The organism is Micromonospora polyrhachis, assembly GCF_014203835.1.
Taxonomy (GTDB): domain Bacteria; phylum Actinomycetota; class Actinomycetes; order Mycobacteriales; family Micromonosporaceae; genus Micromonospora_H; species Micromonospora_H polyrhachis.
Map to the genome: position 1 here is coordinate 3,164,342 of NZ_JACHJW010000001.1, position 24,148 is coordinate 3,188,489.

The 24,148-nt window shown below is 69.0% G+C and carries 27 protein-coding genes; 20 read left to right on the top strand and 7 right to left on the bottom strand.

The window, feature by feature from the left end:
* Positions 1 to 104: 104 nt before the first annotated feature.
* The 8 genes from FHR38_RS13625 (at position 105) to FHR38_RS13660 (ending at position 7,132) form a co-directional block, all read left to right on the top strand.
* Positions 105 to 1,049 carry an LCP family protein gene (locus FHR38_RS13625; RefSeq protein WP_184535025.1) on the top strand — a complete coding sequence of 315 codons (945 nt, stop codon included), beginning with the start codon at positions 105 to 107 and terminating at the stop codon, positions 1,047 to 1,049.
* A gap of 45 nt (positions 1,050 to 1,094) precedes the next feature.
* Complete coding sequence (locus FHR38_RS13630; RefSeq protein WP_184535026.1) at positions 1,095 to 1,430, top strand: rhodanese-like domain-containing protein; 336 nt, start codon at positions 1,095 to 1,097, stop codon at positions 1,428 to 1,430.
* 86 nt (positions 1,431 to 1,516) lie between these two features.
* On the top strand, positions 1,517 to 2,635 hold the full coding sequence (locus FHR38_RS13635; RefSeq protein ID WP_312882111.1) for an IS630 family transposase: 1,119 nt from the start codon (positions 1,517 to 1,519) through the stop codon (positions 2,633 to 2,635).
* Positions 2,636 to 2,751: 116 nt separating this feature from the next.
* Entirely contained in the window at positions 2,752 to 3,267 is a 516-nt protein-coding gene (locus tag FHR38_RS13640; RefSeq protein WP_184535028.1) for a TspO/MBR family protein, read from the top strand.
* Between the two features lie 71 nt (positions 3,268 to 3,338).
* Complete coding sequence (locus tag FHR38_RS13645) at positions 3,339 to 4,133, top strand: glycerophosphodiester phosphodiesterase (RefSeq protein WP_184535029.1); 795 nt, start codon at positions 3,339 to 3,341, stop codon at positions 4,131 to 4,133.
* 58 nt (positions 4,134 to 4,191) lie between these two features.
* Positions 4,192 to 5,652: a sensor histidine kinase gene (locus FHR38_RS13650; protein WP_184535030.1), complete on the top strand. Its 1,461-nt coding sequence runs from the start codon at positions 4,192 to 4,194 to the stop codon at positions 5,650 to 5,652.
* A 54-nt stretch (positions 5,653 to 5,706) separates the two neighbouring features.
* Entirely contained in the window at positions 5,707 to 6,189 is a 483-nt protein-coding gene (locus tag FHR38_RS13655; RefSeq protein ID WP_184539632.1) for an ATP-binding protein, read from the top strand.
* Positions 6,190 to 6,244: 55 nt separating this feature from the next.
* Positions 6,245 to 7,132 carry a DUF5926 family protein gene (locus FHR38_RS13660; RefSeq protein WP_184535031.1) on the top strand — a complete coding sequence of 296 codons (888 nt, stop codon included), beginning with the start codon at positions 6,245 to 6,247 and terminating at the stop codon, positions 7,130 to 7,132.
* A gap of 84 nt (positions 7,133 to 7,216) precedes the next feature.
* Here the strand turns inward: FHR38_RS13660 and FHR38_RS13665 are convergent, their stop codons facing one another.
* Entirely contained in the window at positions 7,217 to 8,437 is a 1,221-nt protein-coding gene (locus FHR38_RS13665) for an arginine deiminase (RefSeq protein WP_184535032.1), read from the bottom strand.
* Between the two features lie 163 nt (positions 8,438 to 8,600).
* On the opposite strand from FHR38_RS13665, the gene FHR38_RS13670 reads away from it, so the two are divergent.
* The 5 genes from FHR38_RS13670 (at position 8,601) to pheA (ending at position 12,150) form a co-directional block, all read left to right on the top strand.
* Entirely contained in the window at positions 8,601 to 9,350 is a 750-nt protein-coding gene (locus FHR38_RS13670; RefSeq protein WP_184535033.1) for a hypothetical protein, read from the top strand.
* Positions 9,351 to 9,527: 177 nt separating this feature from the next.
* The gene (locus FHR38_RS13675) at positions 9,528 to 10,007 is read left to right on the top strand and encodes a hypothetical protein (RefSeq protein ID WP_184535034.1); all 480 of its coding nucleotides are present in this window, start codon (positions 9,528 to 9,530) and stop codon (positions 10,005 to 10,007) included.
* A gap of 150 nt (positions 10,008 to 10,157) precedes the next feature.
* Positions 10,158 to 10,547, top strand: coding sequence for an ACT domain-containing protein (locus tag FHR38_RS13680; protein ID WP_184535035.1), 390 nt, complete (start codon positions 10,158 to 10,160; stop codon positions 10,545 to 10,547).
* A gap of 84 nt (positions 10,548 to 10,631) precedes the next feature.
* Entirely contained in the window at positions 10,632 to 11,183 is a 552-nt protein-coding gene (locus FHR38_RS13685; RefSeq protein WP_312882112.1) for a hypothetical protein, read from the top strand.
* 10 nt (positions 11,184 to 11,193) lie between these two features.
* The gene (gene pheA, locus FHR38_RS13690; protein ID WP_184535036.1) at positions 11,194 to 12,150 is read left to right on the top strand and encodes a prephenate dehydratase; all 957 of its coding nucleotides are present in this window, start codon (positions 11,194 to 11,196) and stop codon (positions 12,148 to 12,150) included.
* A 159-nt stretch (positions 12,151 to 12,309) separates the two neighbouring features.
* On the opposite strand, the gene FHR38_RS13695 is transcribed toward pheA, so the two are convergent.
* From FHR38_RS13695 to FHR38_RS13705, 3 genes are all read right to left on the bottom strand, one after another.
* On the bottom strand, positions 12,310 to 13,035 hold the full coding sequence (locus FHR38_RS13695) for an AIM24 family protein (RefSeq protein ID WP_184535037.1): 726 nt from the start codon (positions 13,033 to 13,035) through the stop codon (positions 12,310 to 12,312).
* A gap of 85 nt (positions 13,036 to 13,120) precedes the next feature.
* Positions 13,121 to 13,468, bottom strand: a complete 348-nt coding sequence (locus FHR38_RS13700) for a metallopeptidase family protein (protein WP_184539636.1) — start codon at positions 13,466 to 13,468, stop codon at positions 13,121 to 13,123.
* 191 nt (positions 13,469 to 13,659) lie between these two features.
* The gene (locus FHR38_RS13705; RefSeq protein ID WP_184535038.1) at positions 13,660 to 14,088 is read right to left on the bottom strand and encodes an OsmC family protein; all 429 of its coding nucleotides are present in this window, start codon (positions 14,086 to 14,088) and stop codon (positions 13,660 to 13,662) included.
* Between the two features lie 108 nt (positions 14,089 to 14,196).
* On the opposite strand from FHR38_RS13705, the gene FHR38_RS13710 reads away from it, so the two are divergent.
* The 4 genes from FHR38_RS13710 to FHR38_RS13725 all read left to right on the top strand — a co-directional run bounded on the left by FHR38_RS13710 (position 14,197) and on the right by FHR38_RS13725 (position 18,138).
* A complete protein-coding gene (locus FHR38_RS13710) occupies positions 14,197 to 14,901 on the top strand; it encodes a hypothetical protein (RefSeq protein ID WP_184535039.1) in 705 nt (234 codons plus the stop codon).
* 127 nt (positions 14,902 to 15,028) lie between these two features.
* Positions 15,029 to 16,318: a serine--tRNA ligase gene (gene serS, locus FHR38_RS13715; RefSeq protein ID WP_184535040.1), complete on the top strand. Its 1,290-nt coding sequence runs from the start codon at positions 15,029 to 15,031 to the stop codon at positions 16,316 to 16,318.
* A 186-nt stretch (positions 16,319 to 16,504) separates the two neighbouring features.
* Positions 16,505 to 17,326: an HAD family hydrolase gene (locus FHR38_RS13720; RefSeq protein WP_184535041.1), complete on the top strand. Its 822-nt coding sequence runs from the start codon at positions 16,505 to 16,507 to the stop codon at positions 17,324 to 17,326.
* On the top strand, positions 17,326 to 18,138 hold the full coding sequence (locus FHR38_RS13725) for an HAD family hydrolase (protein ID WP_184535042.1): 813 nt from the start codon (positions 17,326 to 17,328) through the stop codon (positions 18,136 to 18,138). Before FHR38_RS13720 ends, FHR38_RS13725 begins: the two co-directional genes overlap by 1 nt.
* A 113-nt stretch (positions 18,139 to 18,251) precedes the next feature.
* On the opposite strand, the gene FHR38_RS13730 is transcribed toward FHR38_RS13725, so the two are convergent.
* Entirely contained in the window at positions 18,252 to 18,881 is a 630-nt protein-coding gene (locus FHR38_RS13730; protein WP_184535043.1) for a bacterial proteasome activator family protein, read from the bottom strand.
* Positions 18,882 to 19,016: 135 nt separating this feature from the next.
* Between FHR38_RS13730 and FHR38_RS13735 the strand changes: the two genes are divergently transcribed.
* Together FHR38_RS13735 and FHR38_RS13740 are read left to right on the top strand one after the other, a co-directional pair.
* Positions 19,017 to 19,820 (top strand): alpha/beta hydrolase family protein, encoded by an 804-nt coding sequence (locus FHR38_RS13735; RefSeq protein ID WP_184535044.1) that lies wholly within the window; start codon positions 19,017 to 19,019, stop codon positions 19,818 to 19,820.
* A 76-nt stretch (positions 19,821 to 19,896) separates the two neighbouring features.
* The gene (locus FHR38_RS13740; RefSeq protein ID WP_184535045.1) at positions 19,897 to 21,096 is read left to right on the top strand and encodes an ABC transporter substrate-binding protein; all 1,200 of its coding nucleotides are present in this window, start codon (positions 19,897 to 19,899) and stop codon (positions 21,094 to 21,096) included.
* 94 nt (positions 21,097 to 21,190) lie between these two features.
* Here FHR38_RS13740 and ddaH read toward each other — a convergent pair whose 3' ends face one another.
* Positions 21,191 to 22,063 carry a dimethylargininase gene (ddaH, locus tag FHR38_RS13745; protein WP_376771400.1) on the bottom strand — a complete coding sequence of 291 codons (873 nt, stop codon included), beginning with the start codon at positions 22,061 to 22,063 and terminating at the stop codon, positions 21,191 to 21,193.
* Positions 22,064 to 22,083: 20 nt separating this feature from the next.
* On the opposite strand from ddaH, the gene FHR38_RS13750 reads away from it, so the two are divergent.
* The gene (locus FHR38_RS13750) at positions 22,084 to 22,542 is read left to right on the top strand and encodes an Lrp/AsnC family transcriptional regulator (RefSeq protein ID WP_184535046.1); all 459 of its coding nucleotides are present in this window, start codon (positions 22,084 to 22,086) and stop codon (positions 22,540 to 22,542) included.
* Positions 22,543 to 22,864: 322 nt separating this feature from the next.
* Here FHR38_RS13750 and FHR38_RS13755 read toward each other — a convergent pair whose 3' ends face one another.
* A complete protein-coding gene (locus FHR38_RS13755) occupies positions 22,865 to 23,971 on the bottom strand; it encodes a T3SS (YopN, CesT) and YbjN peptide-binding chaperone 1 (RefSeq protein ID WP_246446523.1) in 1,107 nt (368 codons plus the stop codon).
* Between the last annotated feature and the right edge of the window lie 177 nt (positions 23,972 to 24,148).

Consider the following 24,148-nt stretch of genomic DNA (forward strand, 5'->3'; position numbering starts at 1 on the left):
GCAACCCCGGCGATGGAACGCCGCCGGAAGGGACCGGCTCCGGCCCGGCCCGGCACCGGTCCCCTCGCTGGGCCCGACTCTGCATCGGCCTCGGACTAGCGCTGTTGCTGCTCTCCGGAGTCACCGGATTCGGACTACGCGCGCTGCTCGACCGGTACGACCGGAGCATCACCAAGGACGACCTGCTCGATCCGGCGGCCCGGCGGCACCACGCCAACGTCACCGGCCCGCTCAACTATCTGCTGGTCGGCTCTGACCGGCGCCCGAGCAGCCCAGACAGCGAACAACGTGCTGACACGATCATGATTGCCCACATCCCGGCCAGCCTGGACCGGACATACCTGATCTCCATTCCTCGCGATCTGCTGGTCACGATCCCGCAATCGACGGTGACCGGCTACGAGGGCGGCTCCGACAAGATCAATGCGGCGTTCCAGCACGGCGGCGGTGGTCAGGGCGGCACCCAACTACTCTCCGCCACTCTGACCCGCCTCACCGGCCTACGGTTCGACGGTGCCGCCCTGATCGACTTCACCGGCTTCCAACGGGTCATCGACCTCGTCGGGGGGATACGCATGTGCGTCGACGCCCCAGTCCGGTCGATCCACACCAAGAGACAGTTCAACCCGGGCTGTCAGCAGATGGACGGCGCGCAGGCGCTCGACTTCGCCCGTCAGCGCTACGACCTGCCCAACGGCGACTACGACCGGCAGCGACACCAGCAGCAGCTACTCAAGGCGATCCTCGACAAGATCTCCACGGACAACCTGCTGACCAATCCGGTCAAGCTCGATCAGGTCCTACGGGCGATCGGATCCTCGATCACCATGGACACCAACGGGGTCGCCATCGAGGATCTCATCTTCGGTCTCCGCGGCATGCGCTCCGACGCGTTGACCGGCATCCGCGTGCCGGCGTACTCCGAGATGTTGGACGGCACCTCGTTCGAGATGCTCGACGAGGGCGCGGCGGACCTCTTCCAGTCGTTGGGCGGCCGGCACGTGGACGACTGGGTGAGCAGCAACCCAAAATGGATCAACCAGATCTAGTGGTGACGGTCGCCTTCAGCCGATCAGGCCCTAGGCTTGGTGACCGTGTTCGGACCTGAGATTCCCGCCGTGACCCCGACCGAGGTGCCCGAGGGTGCCTACCTGCTCGACGTACGCGAGCCGGACGAGTGGGCCGCCGGCCATGCGCCCGACGCCCACCACCTGCCGATGATGGAGATTCCGTCCCGCCTGGCAGAGGTGCCCACCGACGGCGAGGTGGTGGTGGTCTGCCGCTCCGGTGGACGGTCGGCACAGGTGGTGGGCTACCTGATGAACAACGGATGGGACAACGTGCGCAACCTGGCAGGTGGGATGCGGGCGTGGGCGGCGGCCGAGCGGCCCATGCTCAGCGAGGACGGGAATCCGGCCCGGGTCATCTAGTGCCGTGACCACGAACGTTCGCGGTGTTGGGTGACACGCCGTCCGGCCTGTCGGCTGGGCGGCGTCGTGGCGGTCAGGCTGTGGCGGTGGCAGATCCTGTACGTGTGCGGCGGCTCAGTGACCAGGAGGGTCAGCAGCTGCTCAGAATTACTCGCCGGGGAACCGGTTCAGCGATCCGACTACGGCGGGCGATGGTCGTGCTCGCCTCGGCCGGCGGGAACACGGTGCCGGCGATCGCCCGCCTCGTCCAAGCCGACGAGGACACGATCCGGCAGGTCATCCACCGGTTCAACGAGATGGGGATGGCCAGCCTGGACCCTCAGTGGGCGGGTGGCCGTCCCCGCCAGATCAGTCCTGACGATCAAGCGTTCATCGTCGAGACGGCCAACACCCGCCCCGAGAAGCTGGGGAAACCGTTCACCCGCTGGAGTGTGCGTAAGCTCGCCGACTACCTGGGCTCGCATACTGCCCGCCCGATCCGTATCGGGCGGGAGCGGCTGCGGCAGATCCTGCACCAGCAGAAGATCACCTTCCAGCGGACAAAAACGTGGAAGGAGTCCACCGACCCTGACCGGGACACCAAACTCGCCCGGATCGAGTACGTGAGCAGCCACTTCCCGCAGCGGGTGTTCGCGTTCGACGAGTTCGGTCCCCTCACGATCCGCCCGCAGGCCGGCGCCGGGTGGGCACCGGCCCGACACCCACACCGGCTGCCCGCGAACTATCACAAACTGCACGGCGTCCGGCAGTTCCACGGCTGCTACAGCATCGGTGACGACCAACTCTGGGGCGTCGTCCGATGCCGCAAGAGTGCCGTGAACACCCTCGCCGCACTCAAGTCGATCCGCGCCGCCCGTCCGGACGGGGCACCGATCTACGTGATCCTGGACAACCTGTCCGCACACAAAGGCCTCAAAATTCGCAGGTGGGCAGCCCGGAACAAGGTCGAGTTGTGCTTCACCCCGACCTACGCCTCCTGGGCCAACCCGATCGAGGCCCAGTTCGGGCCGCTACGCACCTTCGTCATCGCCGGCTCGAACCACCCCAACCACCCCACGCTGACCCGGAAACTGCAGACCTACCTGCGCTGGCGCAACGCCAACACCCGCCACCCCGACGTCCTGGCAGCCCAACGCCGCGAACGCGCCCGCATTCGCAGCGAACGACAACGACAATGGGGCCAACCCGCCACCCGCGCAGCCTGACCCCGACACTCTGAACGTTCGTGGTCACGGCACTAGCGCACTGATCGCACCGATTCCCTCACCCCACGACACCGGCGTGTCGTTTGTCCGTCGCCAGCCGTGGGAAGAGCTACGACATGGCGACGGACGACAGCACGACGGCCCCGGAGGAACGGTCCCGACGTACCAGCGGTGCCCGACCCTGGGTCGTGCTGCTCGGGTTCGTAGCGGCGGTCGCGGTGGCCGCCGCCATCGGTGGGCTGGGGGTACAGAACACCACCGAGACCTACCAGGATCTCCAGCAACCGTCCTGGGCTCCGCCGTCATGGCTGTTCGGACCGGTCTGGACGGTCCTGTACCTGCTGATCGCGCTCGCTGGCTGGCTGGTCTGGCGGCGCGTCGGCTTCGGGCCGGCGCTCGTGGTGTACGCGGCCCAACTCGTGCTCAACGCGATCTGGACCCCGCTCTTCTTCGGCGCCGGCTGGCTCGGCCTGGCCTTCGCCGACCTGGTCGTGCTCTGGTTCCTGATCGGCACGACCGTCGTGGCCTTCTGGCGGATCTCCCGGACGGCCGCTGCGCTGCTCCTGCCCTACTGGGCGTGGGTGACCTTCGCCGGCGCGCTCAACTTCGCCGTCTGGCAGCTCAACTCCTGAGTCAAGGGGCGCGGTGCCGATCAAGCGGGGCGACAGCCGGCCGCACAGTGCGCAGGTTCTAGGCTGACCTCATGGCCACCCCGTTGGTGTTCGCACACCGTGGCTCCTCGGCGGCCCTGCCGGAACACACCCTGGCCGCCTACCTCCGCGCGCTCGACGAGGGTGCCGACGGTCTGGAATGCGACGTACGGCTGACCCGCGACGGGCACCTCGTCTGCGTACACGACCGGCGGCTGGACCGGACCAGCAACGGCCGGGGCCGGGTCAGTGCCCACACCCTGGCCGAGTTGGACGCGCTCGACTTCGGCTCGTGGCACCAGGGCGAACCAGGCGACGACCTGGGCGACGTGCCGGCCGATCCGGATCGTACCCGGCTGCTGACCCTGGACCGGCTGCTCCAGGCGGTCCGGGACGCCGGCCGACCGGTCCAGTTGCTGATCGAGACGAAACACCCCTCCCGGTACGGGTCGACCGTCGAGCGCCGGCTGATCGCGATGCTGCGGCAGCATGGGCTGGCCGACCCGAAACCCGACGATCCGGTACGGGTCACCGTCATGTCCTTCTCGCCGCTGGCCGTACGCCTGATCCGGGGACTCGCCCCGAAGCTGCCCACCGTGCTACTGCTGGAGGTCGCACCGAGGTGGCCCCGGATGACCCGGCTGCCCTTCGGGGCGCAGATCGCCGGTCCGGGCATCAGCCTCGTACGCGCCCGCCCCCGGCTCATCCGCGCCCTGCGGGACACCGGCCATCCGGTCTACGTCTGGACCGTCAACGAACCCGCCGATCTGGACCTGGTCCTCGAAGCTGGCGTCGACGGCATCATCACCGACCGGCCCGCCCTGGTCCTCGACCGTCTGGGTCGGTGACCGTCTGGGTCGGTGACCCGCACTGCCCAATGCCGACCGGAGGAGGCAGACTCGGAGCATGCCGGAGCGCCTTGACTACGCCGCTCTCCTCGCCGGCCACACCGCCGTCCTGGAAATGATCAACTCCGGCGACGCCGGGTTGCCGGTCCTGAACCAGCTGCTTCGGGTCGCACAGCGGTCCATCGGCGCGGTCGGCATGGTGTTCGTGGAGTACAGCCCGACCGGGGGACGCATCGTGGCCGCCTCCGGTGCGACCCGGTGGACGGTGGGCCGCCCGGTGTCCACTGCCGAGCCGGTAATCGGCAACCTGCTGACCGGGCCTCGCACCCAGAAGCTCCGCGTCGACGCGCTACCCGCCGACCTGGCCAACCAACTGATCGGCCGGGGCATGCGACAGATGCTCACCGCCCGAGCCGAGATCAGCGGCCTGACGGTCGGCAGCCTGCACGCCCTCTTCGCGGAGACCGACATCGGCTACGACGCCGAGCAGCGGGTGGTCCTCACCTATCTGGCCGCCTGCATCGCGCACCTGTACGGCGACCAGACCGGCCTGCCGATGCACGGCGATGGCCCGGTGGTCGCCGCACTCGCGGACGGACTGGCCATCATCGACCAGGACACCTTCGTCCGGCTGTGGAACCCGGCCGCCGAACGGATCACCGGTCGCCCTGCGGCGCAGCTCCTCAACCGCCCGTTGCCGTTCCCGGTTCCACCGTCGGGGCAGGTGATCGACCACCGACTCCCCGACGGACGATGGATCAAGATCACCTCTGGCGAGCTGTCGGGTACGTCGGCGCATCGGGTGGTCACCTTCCGGGACGTGACCGACCAGCACCGACGCATCCCGGACCACGACCTGTTCGTCGCGGTCACCAGTCACGAGCTCCGCACGCCGGTCACCGTCATCAAGGGGTACGGGGACACCCTCAGCGACCACTGGGACTCCCTCTCCGAACCGCAGCGCCGGCAGGCGGCCCGGGTGATCGGGCAACGCGCCGACGAACTGGCCCGACTGGTCGACCGGCTGCTCGCCGCCACCAACGAGGCCGGAACGGTGGGCGACGCGCCGGTCGTACCCTTTGATTTCGGCGAAGCGCTCCGCACCGCAGCGGCCAACCTGCCCGCGGACCTGCGCCACCGGCTACTCCTCGACCTGCCCGTCGACCTGCCCAAGGCCCTCGGTGATCGGGCCAGTCTGGCGACGATGCTGACCGAGTTGGCCACCAACGCCGGCAAGTACTCGGAGCCGGGAACGCCGGTGGAGATCAGCGCACGCGCCGACCGGCGGGTAGTGAGCTTCCGGGTCAGCGACCGGGGGATCGGCATCCGCCCGGAGCACGTCGAGCGGGCATTCGAGCGGTTCTGGCAGGGTGAGTCGGGTGACCGACGCCGCTACCCGGGGGCCGGGCTCGGTCTCTATCTGGTCCGGCGGATCGTCGAACGACAAAATGGATGGGTATCCCTCCGTCCGCGGGAAGGGGGCGGTACGGTCGCAGAAGTGCGACTTCCCCGAGGGTGAGCCGCAGCGACCGATTCACTGCGGGGTCCGAGGAGGAACGTCGTGTCGACGGCAATGGCCGAGCGCTCATGGTGTGTGGTCGTGCCACACCATGCTCAGGGGGCGCGGATGGCCCGCCACCGGCTCACCGTCGAACTGTCCGACGTGATCGACCCGCACCTGCTGGCCGATGTGGTCTCGGTCGTCGGTGAACTGGTCGGCAACGCGGTGCGCCACGCCGATCCACTCCCCGGCGGTGTGATCCGGTTGGCCTGGCGGCTCCGGTCCGGGCCGGAGGGCGACGTGGTCGGGGTCCGGGTGACCGATGGTGGTTCGGCCGCCGCGCCGCAGATGCGCCTCGTCGGGCCGGAGGCGCTCGACGGTCGCGGGCTGCACATCGTGGCCGCGCTCACCATGCGCTGGGGGGTCGAACGGGACGGGCTCGGCCAGAGTGTCTGGGCGGAGCTGCGTATTCCTGTCGAGCAGGGGCTCCGTATTCCTGCCGAGCAGGGGGTGCGTATTCCTGCCGAGCAGGGGGTCACTGCGGCACCGCAGTAGCCGGGATGTGGTCCGGGCCGACGATGCCGCGCTTCGGGGCATAGGCTGTCTCGCCGTGAGCAAGCGTCGAAAACAAGCCCGATCCACCACCGAATCGGCCCCCAAGCGGCAGAAGTTGCGGGACGTGTTCGTGCCCCGCCCCTTCGAGGGCCTGGTCGACGAGCCCGAGTGGATCGCCCTCCGCGAGCTGGTACCCGCCGCCACCGCACCGTTGCGGCTCACTCCCGACCTCGTGGAGAAGTACGGCGACCGCCCGCTGACCCTGGCCACCGTCCTGCCGATGGCCGCCCCCGCGATCACCAAGCCGGACGGGCAGATCATGCTGGGCCTGCAACGGCACGTCCAGTCCGGCGACATCTCCCGGGACCTCGCCGTAGCCGTCCTGTGCGCCCTGGAGACCACGCCCGGCGGGACCGTGTCCGTCCCCGCGTTGCCGGGCGAGGGACCACGCCTGCAGGACATCCTGGTGGACGGGCCGCTCGACGTCACCATGCATGACGGCTTCGAGTTCTGGCTGGACGAGGGGGCCACCGACGACCCGAACGTGCGGGCCTCGCTCGAACGTGCTGATGCCTCGATCTACCCCACCGTTCGGCTCGCCGCCGCGCCGGCCGCGTACTGGTGTCAGGTGCCGGAGAAGGCACACGTGCGGTGGGTCCTGCCGGACAGCGAGGACGCCGCCCTCGACGCGCTGTCCCGGCTCAGCGCAGCCGGTGAGTTGTTGCTTGGCGACGGTACGAAGTTCGCCGGCATGTTCCGGGCGCACGGTCGCCTGGTGCCCGTGTGGGACATCCCCCGTGACCCGGCCGCCAGCGAGTGGGAGACCCCGCTGGCCGAGTTCGCCAAGCGGTACGCCGAGACGCTGGCCGACTCGACGCCGCTGGACGCCGCCGCCCGCCGCTCCCGGCAGGGCCTGCTCGGTCGTCAACTGACGCTTCGTTAGGTGATTCGCTAGGTGTTGGGAAGGGCCCCTTTCTATCGCTTCCTGCCGTGGGAAGGGACCTTCCCAACCGCAAAGCGGGCGGAGCTACGGCGTCCCACCGTCCGTCCCACCGTCGCGGACCAGCGGGCAGGACAGGCAGCGCGGGCCACCCCGGCCCGAGCCCAACTCGGAGCCGGCGATCCGGATCACCTCGATGCCGGCCCGTTCCAGCAGCCGGTTGGTCTCCACGTTGCGCTCGTACGCCACGCAGAGCCGGGGCGCGATGGCGAGGGTGTTGTTACCGTCGTCCCACTGCTCACGCTCGGCGGTGACCGGGTCGAGGCCGGTGTCGATGACCCGCAACGTGTCGAGGTCCATCGCGTCCGCCGCCGCCCGGAGGAACGGTGCTGGACCGTCGATCTGCAACTCGCCGTCGGCGTCGACGACCACCGTGTACGCCGACAGCGAGTCGGCGAGGTTCGGATACATCAGCACCGCGTCGACGTCGACCATCGTGCAGACGGTGTCCAGATGCATGGTGGCCCGTCGCTGGGCCACCGGCACCACCAGGATGGTGTGTGCCAACCCGCCCGCGAAGACCTGTCGGGCCAACCGTTCGGCTCCGGCGGGGGTGGTGCGTTCCCCGACGCCGACGGCGACCACGCCGGGAGCCAGCAGTAATACGTCACCGCCTTCGACGTGTTCGAAGTCGGGCCGGTAGACGAACTGGGTGCCGCCGAACCGGGGGTGGTGCCGGTAGATCGCATCGGTGAGGCTGGTCTCCCGGTGGCGGGCCGGCATGGCCAGGCTCATCACCGCCGCCCGGTCCCGGATCCACACCGACTGGTCCCGAGTGAAGATCAGATTCGGCAGTGGATCGATGACGAAGTCGTGCCGGTCCATCAGCGTGTAGACCAGGCCGCCGGGCCTGTCCCAGCCGATCCGCAGTTCCTCGTGCGCGAGACCGGAGACGAGTATGTCGCCCAGCGCCACCGGGTCGAGATAGGTCAGATGGTCGGCGACCCGGCGGCGCAGCGTACCGCCCAGCCGGGGATCGCGTAGCACCCAGTCGGTCAGCTCCGTCCGGGCTTCGTCGATGGCCAGTGTCTCGGCGAGCAGGGTGCCGAGGTAGAGCACTTCGACGCCACGCTCGCGCAGCGCGGCGGCGAAGGCGTCGTGCTCTTCCTGAGCCCTACCGACCCAGGGAATGGCGTCGAAGAGCAGTGAGTCATTGTTGCGTGGCGTCAGCCGGGCAAGCTCTGGCCCGGGCCGGTGCAGCAGGACCGTAGTGAGTCGCCCCACTTCGCTGTCAGCGTAATGACTCATTTCCGCAGCGTAAGGCAGCGGTTGACGCCATCCGGGAAATAGGGCTCTCCGTGAATGTGGCATTCATCCGGACTCACTCCGGCGCTTCGACTTGCCGAACTACCGGTGTCACCACGTACTGTAGTGGAAGGATAACTTCGAGGACCTTTTGCCGGAGGTCACGATGACTGTATTTCCCGCGCGTAGAGCGGTGCCCTCCCCCCGGGCGCTGCCCTCCCCCACCGCACGGACCGCCACCGACTCGCCCGGGATGCTCGAACCGCTTCGCCCCAGTCCGATGGACTGGGCCCGGCGGCGTCGGGCCGAACGCGATGCCCGTCGGGTAGAGGCAGCCGGTGCCCGGGCGCTCAACCAACTCGACCACCTGGGTCCGTCCTGGCACGTGATCGACTGGCCACGCACCGACGTACCCGAGGCGAATCCACTCGACCTGGGTCGTGGCGCCCAGGACGAGCGGGCCGGATTCCTCGCCATCGGCCCCAGCGGGCTCTTCGCCGTCACCATCGCCGACCACGGTCGGTCCCGGGTGATGGTCGCTGGAGACGTGGTGCAGATCAACGGCAAGCGCCCGGCGTACGTGGCCGAGGCACGCCGGGAGGCCAAACGGGCGAGCAAGGCGCTGAGCAAGGCGGTCGGCCTGAGCGTGCCGGTCACCCCGGTGCTGACCTTCGTCGGGTCGGGCGTCATCAGCGTCTACGGACTGCCGAAGGAATGCCTCGTCGCCACCCACCGAGAGCTGGACCGGCTGCTCATCGCCGGCGGTAGCCGGATCAGTGCCGCCACCGCGGAGAAACTCGCTCGGGTCGCGCAGGCACCGAGCACCTGGCAAAGCTCGTCATATCGGCCAGGAGCCGACTACCGGTGGTACGAGGACGGCCGAACGGCCGCTGACAAGCGGGCGACCCACCGGTAACGTCACCAACCGGTGCCACCCTGCCGGGGCGAACATCCAGTGCCGTTTCCGTGACGTGGCGAGGCTCATCGGAGCCGCGCCACGTCATGCTGATCGGTTCCACGTCGCGGCAGGCGTCGGCGTTCCGGTCTGAACCGGCTTAGCGTGGATAAGCCGGCGGGGTGCATAGGAGGCGCGGTGGCGCACGTCGAACTCTCGCTCTCGGAAGCACCGCTGCCCCCCGCCAACCTGCCCCCCGCCAGCATGCAGGCCGAGGCGGATCCCGACGACAGCTTCACCCGATGGTCCGCGACGGTCTCCCAAGCGGCCGAGCCCTGCCTGCTCATCGACTTCCAAATGATCATCGCGGCGGTCTCCGACTCCTGTTGCCAGCTACTCGGCCTCGGTCGGCCGGTAGATGTGGTCGACCGGCCGCTACTCGGCGGAGAGTTGCGTCTGCTCGATTTCACCGCCGCCCGGGCCGAACTGACCGAGCAGGAGATAGACAAGATTCCACCGCTGCTCGCACTGGCCTCCGGCCGTCTCGCCCGAGGACTCCTCCGGGTCCGCCCAAATACCCCGGCCGGCGGCGCGGACGCCACTGTCGACGCCATCAGCACCCCTATCCTGGAACAGGGCCTGGTAGCGGGCTCGCTCACCTTCTTTGCCAAGATCTGACGATTATCCCGATACGCCACCCTGCGGCCATCAGACCGTTAGCGCAACGTAACCGTCCGCAATAGGTCGGCGGCCGACGCCACACCATTGTGGCGATCGCCGCACCCTACGGAGTTGGGACATGCCCCCACTCACGGTTAGGTTCCCATCATGTTGGATATCGCTCTGCTGCCGGAGGAATACGCCGTGTGCCGGCTTCCCGCCGGCTCGTCGGTGCCGCCCGGTCTGCTGAGTGGTCCCTCGGATCCCGGGATCGTCTCGGTCACCTGGACCGCCGACGAGGTGTCGATCATCTGCCCGGCGGACCGGGTACCAGCCGAGGCCACCGTCGAAACGCCGTGGCGCTGTCTCCAGGTGGCCGGACCGATGGACCTCGCCCTGACCGGCATCCTCGCCTCGATGGTCGTCCCCCTGGCCGATGCCCGGGTGAACATCGTGGCCTTCTCGACCTACGACACCGACTACCTCCTGGTGCCCTCGGTACGCCTCGCCGAGGCGCTGGCCAGCCTCACCCACGCCGGGCACCGCATCAGCACCTGAGCACCCACCCGCGATCCACAAGCTCTACCATGGGGCCCGACAACAGACACAATGGCAAACGCCTATGTTTCAAGGAGTCGGCTCGTGGTGCACGTACCGACCCCCGGCGCCATGTCGGCCCGGCTGCTGAACATCACCAGCGTGCTCGCCGTAGCCGCTCTGCTGGCCGCGTGCGGTGTCCCACCCGAGCTGGAGCCACCACGAAGCACGCTGCCCACCCTGGTCAGCCCGACCGCCAGTGGGCCGGTGACGGCCACCCCGCCACCGCCGTCGGCCGCACCGACCCCAACCCCCTCACCGACCGTACGCTTCCCGGAGTCGACGACGACGGACTGTCAGGGCAGCCCGAGCCGGACCCAACTGACCGCCCTGCTCCGCCGCCAGACCGGGCTACTGCCGGCCGGCGCCCAGATCACCGTGACGACGGGGCCGCTCTGCTCCGGCGAATGGCAGTACAGCGTGGTCCAGATCCCCGACCGGGAACCGCTACAGGTCGTGACCAAGGGCGAGTCGAACGCCCTGACCCTGGTCACCGCCGGTACCGACGTCTGCAACATCCCGGTCCGAATCGGAGCACCCACCGGAATCCGGTTCATCGCCTGTGAGCGGACGGTAGTCCCCGCCCCCGGTGGCTAGGCTGAACGCCATGCCAGGCACCCCACCCACCCGCTTCGTCTACCTCGGCCCCGAGGGCACCTTCGCCGAGCAGGCGCTGCGCACCATCTCCGCCGCCGAGCACGGCAGCCGTACGCCGGCCCGGAGCGTGCCCGAGGCGCTGGACGCCGTACGGGCCGGGGACGCCGACGCGGCCCTGGTGCCGCTGGAGAACTCCATCGGCGGCGCGGTCGGAGTGACCCTGGACGAGATCGTGGCCGGCGAGTCGCTGGTGATCACCAGGGAGATCGTCCTACCGGTCGAATTCGTGCTCGCGGCGCGCACCGGGACAGTCCAGGAGAGCATCCGTACGGTGGCCGCCCACCCCCAGGCGTCGACCCAGTGCCGGGGCTGGCTGGGCAACCATCTGCCGGACGCGATGGTGGTCGACGTGCTCTCCAACGGCGCGGCTGCCGCCGCTGCCGCCAGCGGCGAGTACGACGCGGCCATCTGCGCACCGATCGGGGCCACCCGACACCGGCTGACCGTCCTCGCCGACCAGATAGCCGACCACAAGGACGCGGTGACCCGGTTCGTCCTGGTGTCCCGCCCCGGCCCGGCCCTGCCACCCAGCGGCGACGACGTGACCTCCCTGGCCGTCTACATCGCTCACGACCGGGTCGGCGCCCTGCTGAACGTGCTGATGGAGTTGGCCGTACGCGGCGTCAACCTCACCCGCATCGAATCCCGCCCGACCGGCGAGGCCCTGGGCCGGTACGTCTTCTTCCTCGATTGCACCGGCCACGTCTGCGACGAACGGCTTGGCGAGGCGCTCCGTGGCCTCCGGCAGGTCTGCGCCGACGTGCGCTTCCTCGGGTCGTATCCGAGGCATCGCTGGGGCGGCGCGACGGGTGACCGTCCCTCGGCCCCGGCCCAGGGACGCACCGACGTCGACTACGCGGACGCGTCGGCCTGGCTGGCCCGGCTGCGCACCGGCGACCTGACCTGACCGGCGACCTCGCCCGACCGGCGACCTGACCTGACCGGTGACATCGCCTGACCGGCGCTCTTACCCGACCAGCGGCCTCGCCCTGACCAGCGACCACGCCCGACCGGGTATCGCCCGGTCGGGCGGATGCGTGCCTCGGCTCGGGCTACCCGCCTCGGCTCAGTCCATGAGTCCGCCGAGCAGTCCGCCACCGCCCTGTCCCTGCTGCCCGCTGCCGGCGATCGGCGGCTCCTCGGACGGCTGGACGATCACGAACCCCTGGCCGGCAAAGCTCATGGTGAACGCCTCACCGGTACGTCGACCGATCAGCGTGCCCAGGCCCAACTGCTCGGCCCGGTGGTAACCGGTCTGAAGGCTGGCCGACCAGCAGACCGCGGCCTGCGGGTCGACATAGGTCGGCTGGTCGACGTTGAGCACTACCGGGGTGCCCTTGGTGGTGATGGCGATCCGGCCGTACCCGGTGAAGACACAGTTGAACAGTCCGGAGGAGGACATCATGCCGGCCCCGCCGACCATCTTGACGTCGTATTGCAGGGTCGAGTCGAAGGCCAACACGCTGGAGCCGTTGATCGACAGGGCATCCCCCGGCTCCAGGTCGATCAGGTGCACGTCGGAGGCGTTGTCGGCGAGGAAGACGTCACCTCGGCCGGTCAGCTTCATCAGCGGCACGCCCTCGCCGGTGAGCTTCTGCTTGAGGAACTTGCCGATCCCGCCGGAGCCGAGCGCCTGGAACTGCACCTGCCCCTGGTAGGCGACCATCGAGCCGGTCCGGGCCATGGCCTCGCCGTTGAGCTCGATCTTCAGCATCTTGTGGTTCTGCAGCCGCATGCCGGGCTGGGCAGATTCCTTCTCCATGTTCTCCGGGGAGAACAGCGCACTGCGCATCTGACGGTTCCTCCTGATCTGGCTGGTCGCCCTGAGCCTAGGCACCTGCCGCAAGAGCCATGAAACCGCAGTCCAGTGGGGTGGTTCAGCCCCAACCCAGCTCGTGTAGCCGGTCGTCGTCGATGCCGAAGTGATGGGCGATCTCGTGTACGACGGTGACGGCGACCTCTTCGACGACGTCCTCGTCGTTGTCGCAGATCCGCAGGATCGGGTTGCGGTAGATGAGGATCCGGTCCGGCAGCACCCCGGAGTAGTCCCAGCCCCGGTCGGTCAGCGCGTGGCCCTCGTAGAGGCCGAGAAGCTCCGGCTCGTCGGCGGGGGATTCGTCCTCGACCAGGATCACCACGTTGCTCATCAGACCGAGCAACTCCTCCGGAACCTCATCGAGGGCCTCGGCGACCAACTCCTCGAAGTGTTCGCGGCTCATCTCCACCGGCACATGCACCATTGTGCCGGACGAGAGCGATCCGGGTGATCAGCCAGTGGGGCTGGAGTCGCCCCCCGCACCGGCCGACAGCCGACGGGCACAGCCGCCGGTCAACGTCCGCCAGTCGCCAGCCGCAGCCGACGGCCGCCAGCAGTAGGCCGACAATCGGTCGGTGACCACCCGGATCACCGGTCGGATCAGGCGAGGCGGGCAGTCAGGGTGATCTCGGCGCCCGGGGCGAGCAGCCGGGAGATGGGGCAGTTCTCCTTCGCCCCCTCGGCGAACTTGGCGAACTCCGCCCCGTCGAGGCCCGGCACCTCGGCGACGGTATCCAGGTCGATCCGGGTGACGGTCATACCGGCGTCGGTCTTGTCGAGGTGCACCCGGGCAGTCGTCTCCACGGAGGTGGCGGGGGAGCCGGCGTCAGCCAGCGCCTTGGACAGCGCCATCGAGAAGCAGCCGGCGTGTGCCGCACCGATCAGCTCCTCCGGGTTGGTCCCCTCCCCCTCCTCGAAGCGCGACTTGAACGAGTAGTTCCCCTCGTAGCCGCCCTTGCCGGTGCGGATAGTGCCGGAACCCTCGGTGAGATTGCCCTGCCAGCGGGCGGAAGCGGTACGAATAGGCATGGGATCGACGCTAACCCAAAGCTGGCGTCCCCGCCGCGTTCCGCCGTCGAACCCGGAAGGCTGTGCCATGATGCGGCGAAGCCGGGCCATCGACGGAAAGGCGTTCGGATGTCTGACGATCGACTCGTTCCTCGGCAGGACAGCAGATCCGACAGCCCGGCAGTGATCGAGTGGGGCAACGAAGCACCGGCCCGCCCGTCCCGATTCGTCGATGGCCTGCTCCGGGACCGTCGGCTCGTGGCTGTGGTCGCTGGTCTCGGCGCGGTGGCTGTTCTCGCCTCGCTGGTGGGCGAGTGGACGATCACCACCCTGGCCAACCACGGCTCCACCGGCGAGTTGCCCAATGTCCGGGTGCCTGCCGGGGTGGCTGCGGGCGGCACCTTCGGCGTCGGCTACCTGGTCGGGCTGCTCGGCATCATCGGCGCACTGGCGTTGGCGCTCGTCGGGGCGACACCAACGGTCCGGCACAACGCCCGGGTGGTCGGGCTGGTGCTCAGCGGTGGCCTGCTCGGCATGCTGGCCGCGATGGCCTCGTCCCTCGGCGACGAGCGTCGGAGCCTGTCGCTGTCGGACGACGGATTCCGGGTGGAACCCGGCCGAGGGCTGGTGATGGCCTTCGTCGGGACCGCTCTCTTCGGGCTGGCGCTCTACCTGGCTGGCCGAACAAGGAACAGCTCCACCGATGGTGGCCGGTGGCGGCGGCGCCCCGAACCGGAGTTCGAGTCCGGCGAGGAGCAGGCGGGACCAGCGGACCTGACAGTCACGCCTACCGTTCCCTTCGCCCACCCGAACGAGTCCCACCGACCGACGTAGCTGGGCCAGCCGCCCCGGCCGGAGAACCCGCTCCAGCCAGTGACCGACAACGACGACCGGGCCGGGCGGCCCGCCGGGCCGGTATCGCGGTGTCCCCCTGATCCTTCCCCCGGTAGGATCGGATTTCGTGATTGACCTGCGCCTGATCCGCGATGATCCGGAAACCGTCCGTGCCAGCCAGCGAGCCCGGCGCGAGTCCGAGTCCGTCGTCGACGATCTGCTGCGCGCAGACGAGGAGCGCCGCGCGGCGGTCCAGCGCTTCGAGGCGCTACGCGCCGAACAGAAGCAATTGAGCAAGCAGATGCCCAAGGCGACCGGCGCGGAACGCGACGACCTGCTACGGCGTACCAAGGAGCTGTCGACCGAGGTCAAGGCGGCGGAGGCGGCGACCGGCGAGGCCGACGCGGCACTGCGGCGAGCGCAGTACGCCATCCCCAACGTGGTCGAGGAGGGTGCGCCACCCGGGGGCGAGGACGACTTCGTCGTTCTCCGTGAGGTACGCCCCACCGGTGAGGCACCGCTCGGGTCGGCGGACAACCCGGCCGACTTCCCGATCCGCGACCACCTGGACCTGGGCGAACGGTTCGGCGCGATCGACGTCGAACGGGGTGCCAAGGTCTCCGGCAGCCGGTTCTACTACCTCACCGGGGTTGGCGCGCTGCTGCAACTCGGCCTGCTGCAACTGGCGATGGCCCAGGCGGTGGAGAACGGCATCATCCCGGCCATTCCCCCGGTGCTGGTCAAGCCCGAGACGATGGAGGGCACCGGCTTCCTCGGCGCACACGCCAGCGAGGTCTACCGGCTCGAAGCCGACGACCTCTTCCTGGTCGGCACCAGCGAGGTGCCGCTGGCCGGCCTCCACTCCGGCGAGATCCTGCCGCTGACCGCGCCGATCCGCTACGCCGGCTGGTCGTCGTGCTTCCGCCGTGAGGCCGGGTCGTACGGCAAGGACGTCCGGGGCATCCTGCGGGTGCACCAGTTCGACAAGGTCGAGATGTTCTCCTACTGTCGACCGGAGGAGGCGCACGCCGAGCACCTGCGACTGCTGGCCTGGGAAGAGGAGATGCTGGCCAAGGTCGAGGTGCCCTACCGGGTGATCGACGTGGCCGCCGGTGACCTTGGCACCAGTGCCGCCCGCAAGTACGACTGCGAGGCGTGGGTACCGTCGCAGGGGCGTTACCGTGAGGTGACCTCGTCCTCCAACTGCACGACCTTCCAGGCTCGCCGACTGAACATCCGTTACCGGGACGAGAACGGCAAGACGCAGACCGCAGCCACCCTGAACGGCACCCTCGCCACCACCCGCTGGCTGATTCCGATCCTGGAGAACCACCAGCAACCGGACGGATCGGTACGGGTACCGAAGGCGCTTCAGCCGTACCTCGGCGGTCGGGACGTGCTCGAACCCTCACGTTGACCGGCCGGATTCACCCGAAAGCCGGCTGACCCCTGGACCACGCGAGGTACGGTTGCTCCCCGTCGTCATGGGCGGATGCCTGGACTGCCGGCTTGTCGAAACCCGGGTTATGTCGAGACACGGGTTTGGTCGAGACACAGGTTCCAGGAAGCCAGTCGGCTCCGACGGCGGGGAAAAGGAGGAGACATGCCCCGCCCCGGACTACCGAAGCTGATCGCCACCGACCTGGACGGCACCCTCGTACGCAGCGACAACACCGTTTCGGCGTACACCCATCAGGTGCTCGACCGGGTCCGGGCCGCCGGGATCCCGGTCGTCGGCGCGACCGGGCGTGGTCCCCGACTGACCGAGCTGACCCGTAACGACATCCGAGCGGCCGACTTCCTGGTAATGGCGGGCGGCGGCTGGGTGGTGGACCAGACCGACCCGATCGGGCCGGTGGTGCTGCGCGACGAGCGGTTGCGCAGCGAGGTCCTGACCGAGTTGCTGGCCACCCTGGAGGCCGAGGTCGGCCCGTTGATCGTGATGGTCGAGGCGGCGGACGGACACGAGGCCCCACTGTGGGGCGACTTCGATCCGAGCTGGCCCTACCCGGACCGGTTCGAGGCCCGCAGCCGTACGGAGTGCCTGTCCACCGACGTGATCAAGGCGTTCGCCCGGACCACCGACCACGACGTGGACGTGCTGCTCGCCACCGCTCGGCGGATCATCTCCCCGAAGGTGGCCTCGCTCACCCAGGCCGGGCTCGGCTACATCGAGATCTCCCCGCCCGGCGTCGACAAGGGCACCGGGCTCGACGTGGTCACCCAGGCCCTCGGCGTCGATCCCGCCGAGGTGCTCGTCTTCGGGGACATGCCCAACGACCTGCCGATGTTCGAGTGGGCGGGCTGGGGCCGGGTGGCGGTGGCCAACGCCCACCCCACGGTACGGGCGTTGGCGGACGAGGTGACCCTGCGCAACGACGACGACGGGGTAGCGATCTTCCTCGATCAACTACTGTCGCGCTGATGGAACAACCGCCTCGTCTGGTCGCCACGGATCTCGACGGCACCCTGCTCCGCTCCGACCGGTCCATCAGTGCCCGTACCGCCGAGGTGGTGAACCGGATCATCGCAGCCGGCGGCCAGGTCGTGCTGGTCACCGGCCGACCGATCCGGTGGATGGCCCACGTGTACGACCACCTGGGCATCCAGGTGCCGGCGATCTGCGCCAACGGGGCGGTGGTCTACGACCCGATCGAGGACACCGTGCTGCGGGCCGACCCGCTCGCCCCCGAACTGCTCGCCGAGGTGGCCCGGCGACTGCGGGCCGAGGTGCCCGACGTCCGGTTCGCGGTGGAGATCCTCGACGGACGCGAGATGCGCCACGAAATCGGCTACCCCACCCACCAGTACGAACTGCCGGAGACCCTCCGGGTCATCGACGCCCCGGAGGAACTGCTCTCCGCCCCGGCCGTCAAACTGCTGGCCCGGGCGGGTGTCCAGGACCCGGACGCGTTCGTACAGGTGGTGGCAGGGGCGCTGGAAGGGCTCGCCGAGGCCACCCACTCGTCCCGCTCCGGCCTGGTGGAGATCTCCGCTTCCGGGGTGACCAAGGCCGCCGGGCTCGCCTGGTTCTGCACCCGGCACGGCATCACCGCCGACGAGGCGGTCGCCTTTGGCGACATGCCCAACGACGTACCGATGCTGACCTGGGCCGGTCGGTCGATCGCGGTGGCCAACGCACACCCCGACGTGCTGCGGATCGCCGACGAGGTGACGCTCACCAACGAAGAGGACGGCGTGGCCGCGTACCTGGAGAAGTTCTTCCCGGCGGCCTGACCTCGACGGACCGGCACCCGGTTCTTGGGGCCGGTCCGTCGAGGTTCTTGGGGCCGGTCCGTCGAGGTTCTTGGGGCCGGTCCGTCGCGGTTCTTGGGGCCGGTCCGTCGCGGTCAGAGGTACTGACCGGTGCCGCCCTCGCCGGGATGCGGATGCGGATGACCGACGCCCCCCGGCATGCTGGGCATGATGTCCGCTCCGGCGGGACCCATCGGCAGCGCCTGGCGTCCACCCGAACGCATCTGCTCCAACTGCAACCGGGCGGCCATCTGCTGCGCCACCAGCGCGGCCTGGATACCGTGGAACAGGCCCTCCAACCAACCGACCAGCTGGGCCTGGGCGATCCGCAGCTCGCTCTCGCTCGGCGTGCTTCCCTCACTGAACGGCAGGGAGATCCGGGCCAACTCCTCCCGTAGTTCCGGAGCGAGCCCGTCCTCCAGCTCGACGATCGACCGTTGGTGGATCTCCCGCAGCCGGTGCCGACTGGCGTCGTCGAGCGGCGCGGACTTCACCTCTTCGAGCAACTGCTTGATCATGCTGCCGATCCGCATCACCTTCGCTGGCTGCTCGATCAGTCGCGCCGGATCGTCGCCCGGCGACTCGCTGTCGGCATGCGTCGTGCCGACCGGTCGGCCATCCGGGCCCACGACCAGAACAGTGCCGGGACGCGCTGCACCACCGGTGCGCTTCGGCTCGTCGTCGTTCTCTTCGGGGGAGTGTATGGCTTCGGTCATGCCATCCATCTTCCCGCAATCCGAGGGCAGCAGTCCGACCGGGACCGGTTGAGCCGACCGGCGCTGTTCCGGGACCGATCGATCAGCCGGCCGCCGCTGTTCCGGGGCCGATCGATGAGCCGGGACCGCGCTAGCGTCTCGCCCATGGTCGCCGACCCGAGATCCGTGCTCACCCGTCCCGCACCCGCCCCCGACGTCACGGTCCGCTACGGGGACCAGCCCGAACAACTCGCCGACCTGCGCCGACCTGCGGCACCCGCCGACGTGCCCCCACCGCTCGTGGTGGTGATCCATGGCGGCTTCTGGCGGGCCGAGTACGACCGGTCACACACCGGTCCGCTCGCGGCCGACCTCGCTGCCCAGGGCTATCCGGTGGTCCAGCTGGAATACCGGCGCACCGGACAGCCAGATGGGGGCTGGCCAGGGACGATGGCGGATGTGATCACCGGGGTGACCACGCTGCCGGCCCTCTTCGCCGCTGCCCTGCCGGAGGTGGCACTGGCACCCGGCGGACCCATCCTGCTCGGCCACTCCGCCGGTGGTCACCTCGCGCTGTACTGCGCCGCGAGCGCGCCGGAACACGTACGTGGGGTCGTGGCGTTGGCCCCCGTCGCCGACCTCGCCGAGGCGTACCGGCTGGATCTGGACGGCGGCGCGGTGGCGGCCCTACTCGGCGGTGGGCCGGACGACCTGCCCGACCGGTACGCGGCGGTCGACCCGGTCCGTCGACTGCCGATCCAGGTCCCGACGGTGCTGATACATGGCGTTCGGGACGAACAGGTCCCGATCGGGATGAGTCGCCGGTACGTCGACCTCGCCCGATCGGCTGGCGACGATGTGCGACTGGTCGAACTTGCCGGCTGTGAGCACTACGGTCTCATCGACCCCACCGCGTCGGCCTGGTTACACGTGTCGATGGCGATACGGTCGCTGTCGCGTCGACGGTAGCGGAATTTACGAAGCCCGCGCACTGGATACAACGCCGTCGGACGCACTCCTGCCCGTACTCCGGAAGGGAAGATCCTTGTCTCAGATAAGCCGCCGGCAGGCACTCAGTTTTCTGGCCGCGCTCGGCGCGGCCGGACTGACCACGGCGTGCGGTACCGACAGCGATCCCCGGACCGACCCCCAGCTCAGCGACGATCCGATCAGGATCGGCCTGGTCGCCCCACGAAACGGGGGTGACAAGCCGATCGGCGACGAGATCGTCAACGGCTTCCGGCTCTACCTCGAACTCAACGACCAACTGCTCGGCGGGCACCCCGTGACCCTGGTGACCGCCGACGAGGGGGAGACCGTCGCGACCGGCACGGCGGCCGTAGACGACCTGCTCAAACAGGGTGTGCTCGCGCTGACCGGGGTGGCCGGTTCCGCGGTCATGCTCGGCATCCGCGACACCGTCGAGCAGGCCCAGGTGCCGTTGGTCGGCTCGAACGCCTCGCCGACCGCCCTCGAAAAGGTGGACTACATCTGGCGCACCTCGTTCCGGGACGACGAATCCGGCCGGGCCCTCGGGGCGTACGTCGCCAGCCAGCTGGTCCGCGAAGGCAAACTGGTGATCATCGCTCCGGACCACCCCGCCGGCCGCGACGCGGTCACCGGGCTCCAGGAGAGCTTCGGACGGACTGACCCGCGCCTCGTCGAACCGGTGATCTGGACCGATGCCACCAGCAACCCCACCCCCAGCACGTACCGAGCGAAGATCACCCAGTTGACCGCTGCGAAACCGGATGCGATCTTCTGCCCGTACGGCGGGACGGCGGCAATCGCGTTCCTGCGGCAACTTCGCGCCGCCGGCTACCGCAACCAGGTCTACGGCCCCGGTTCGCTCACCGAGGGCATCGTGCTCGACGAATTCAAACCAGCTGAGATCGAGGGCATCATGACCGCCCTGAACTACTCAACCGATTTGACCAACGCGGTCAACCGTCGGTTCGCCTCGGCCTACCGGAAACAGCACGGCGCCTCCCCGACCACGTACGCGGTGGCCTCGTACGACGCCGCCCAGGTGCTGGACAAGGCGATCCGGATCGCCGGGGTGCGCCCGAGCCCGCAACAGGTCAACGTGGCGCTCGGCAAGGTGGGGCGGATCGACAGTCCGCGCGGGGTCTGGCAGTTCAACGACTTCCGGACCCCGCTACAGAAGTGGTACCTACGCAACGTCCAGCACGACGGGCAACTCTTGGCCAACGTACTCGTCAACGAACTGGCGACGCTGGGCTGAGCATTCTGGTGGGGTAAGGAAGGAGGGCCCCTTCTTATCGCTTAGCGCCTTGGCAGGGAGGGGTCTGCCTCGCACCACACCCGGGCGGCGCTGCTCAGTGCCGCAGTTCGGCGACACAGCACTTGACGCTGCCCCCGCCCTTACGCAGCTCCGTCAGCTCGACGGGGACCGGGGTGTAACCGGCCGCTTCGAGCTTGGCCGCCAGCCCGGTCGCCGCACTGTTGAGTACGACGTTCCTGCCGTCGCTGACCAGGTTCAGCCCGAAGGCGAATGCGTCGACCTCGTCGGCGATCACCGCGTCGGGGAAGAGCTGCACGAGCACCCGCTGGGCAGCGTGGGAGAACGCCCCGGGAAAGTAGCTGATGGTGCGGTCGTCGAGGACGGTCAGCGCGGTGTCCAGGTGGTAGAAGCGCGGGTCGACCAGACGCAGGGACACCACCGGCCGACCCAGCACCTCCTGCGCCTCGGCGTGCGCGACCGGCTCGGTACGGAAGCCGTACCCGGCCAGGATCAGTCCACCATGTGCCTCGGGCAGGTAGGCGAAGTCACCCTCCCCCTCGTTGGTTTCCGCCGCCGCGACGTACCGCCAGCCGTGCGTCTCGTAGAACGCCTGGTGAGCCTGGGCCTCGGCCGTCCGCTGCTCGTGCTTGAAACGGGCACCGTAGACGGTGCCGTCGACCACGAACGCCCCGTTGGCCGCATAGACCATGTCCGGCAGGCCCGCCTCGGGGGTGAGCAGGTGCACGGTGTGGCCGAGACCTACCAGGGTCTCGCGTAGCCGGCCCCACTGGTGGACCGCCGACGTTCGATCGACCGAGACCGCCGGGTCCATCCATGGGTTGATCGCGTACGTCACTTCGAAGTGCTCCGGCGAACACATGAGAAATGTCCGCTTTCGGGGGATCTGCTGGTGGCTCACGGACACCAAGAGTAGGTAGGCTGAACTTTCGATAACAGCCGTAAGCATTGCTTCCGAGAGGCGAAACGTTGCAGATCGACGAGGTAGACCAGCGAATCATTGCACTACTGGTCGCCGACGCGCGTTCCTCGTACGCGGACATCGGAGCCCGGGTGTCACTCTCCGCTCCCGCAGTCAAGCGGCGGGTGGACCGACTCCGGTCGGCCGGCGTCATCCGGGGATTCACCGCCGTCGTCGACCCGGCCGCGGTCGGTTGGAACACCGAGGCGTTCGTCGAGTTGTTCTGCACCGGTCGGACCACCCCGGCACAGATCGCGGTGGCGACTCGGCGTCACCCCGAGGTCGTCGGCTCCTACACCGTCTCCGGCGAGGCCGACGCGTTGGTCCACCTACGGGCGGCCGACATCGGCCATCTGGAACAGGCGCTGGAACGGCTGCGGGCCGAACCGTTCGTCACCTCGACCCGAAGCATGATCGTGTTGTCTCGGCTCGTCGAGTCGCCGACCGTCGTACCGGCACCCGGCTGAATCAATCAGCGAACGGGGGAACCTGTCCGGTTCCCGCTCCGTCGAAAGGCCCATGAGTAACATCCGGGGCTTTCGATCCGCCGACCGTCGCCGGCCTCGGCCAGTCCGCGCTGACATCGCCCCGGCCGGAGGGCTGGTCCTGGTCAACGGCGTGCTCCGGACCGTTTCGGATGCCAGTCTCCGAGGCAACGACGTGTCAACGACGGCCACGCTCGGCCGGCTACCCATGACGTGACTCCTCCCCTGAAAGAGGTGGGGCCCGGTCTCGGGTTCCGGGCCCCACCTCCCCCCTCCAGGAGTCAGAGATAGATCCCTCCAGGAGTCAGAGATACATCCCGGTCCGGTGCTCGCCGGAATCCCGTCGGCCGCCCTTGTCGCCCTCACCGAAGAATCGCTTGCCACCGAACTCGCCGTGTAGCCGGTCGTCCAACTCGTCGGCAAGGCCGGTCATCACCTGGACGGCGAGCATCAGATGGCTGGCTTGGAAGTTACGGCCGAAGACCGGGATCGAGGCCCAAACGGTGTCGTCGGTGCAGTAGAGCCGACCGATCGGCATCCGGTTGGTCAACTCGGAAAGCTTGACGTAGAGCTGCTCGGTCGGTTCGACCTCGGTCAGCACCGGCGAGAAGACATCGACCAGCGGCGGGTTGTCCCGGACCCGTACGAACACCATCGCGGAGCCGGCCCGGATGTTGATGTCGCCGTCGGAGTCGACCTGGAGTTGTTCCGACGACGACTTGAGCATGGCGGAGACCACCGTACGGACCCGCTCGGGTAGCGGGAGCGACTCCTCGACGGCGGCCTGGGCGGCCTGGGCCGACTCCGACGCCTCGTCGAGTTCCAGGGCGAGGCTCTGGTCCGCCGCCACCTCGGGACGGGCGGTGCCGAGCGGCTCGACGGCGATCGGCTCGTCAGACTCGTCGTGCACCAGGTAGACGAGGAACGCGGGGTGCGGCGCACCGTAGACGTCCCGCAACGTACGAGAGACCGTGGTGGCGAGACGGGTAGCCGAGTTGACGTTGGCGCTCAGTCCAAAGTGCTCGCCGGAGCCGGCGACCACCCCGGGTGGCGACCAGCCAAGCGCGATCATGTCGGCTACGGCGGAACGATCCAACCGGTAGCCCTGCGGCAACACCGAGTTGCCGACCGCCCGCGCGCCGACCTGCCCTTCGCTGGCCGCCTCGATGCTCACCGAGTAGATGGCGTCGTCGGTGCCCGATGCGGTGGGGTCGAGAGTCACGTCGACGCGCGCCCCCGCAGGTAGCGTCCGTACGCAGGCAGCCAGGGCACGGGCGAACTCCTGCCACGCTTCGGTCACCTTGGACCGCAGGTCGGCGGTGGTCGGCTCGTCGAGCAGGACCGACTCGTGGTGAGCGGAGAAGTGGTCTTCGGCCGCGTCTTTCTCGGTCACCGGGGGGTGGTTTGCCATCACGATCGCCTCCGTCCGTCAGGCACCCACACCCTATCCAGAGGGTGACCGGTGGGGCACAGCCCGGACCCCGATCGGACACTCAGCAACGCACCCAGCGAGCCCGAAGTTCAGGGAAGGCCCAGCTTCGGGTCACCGTTCGGAGCCGCGAGTCACGTCAGCCGAGCCGCGAGTCAC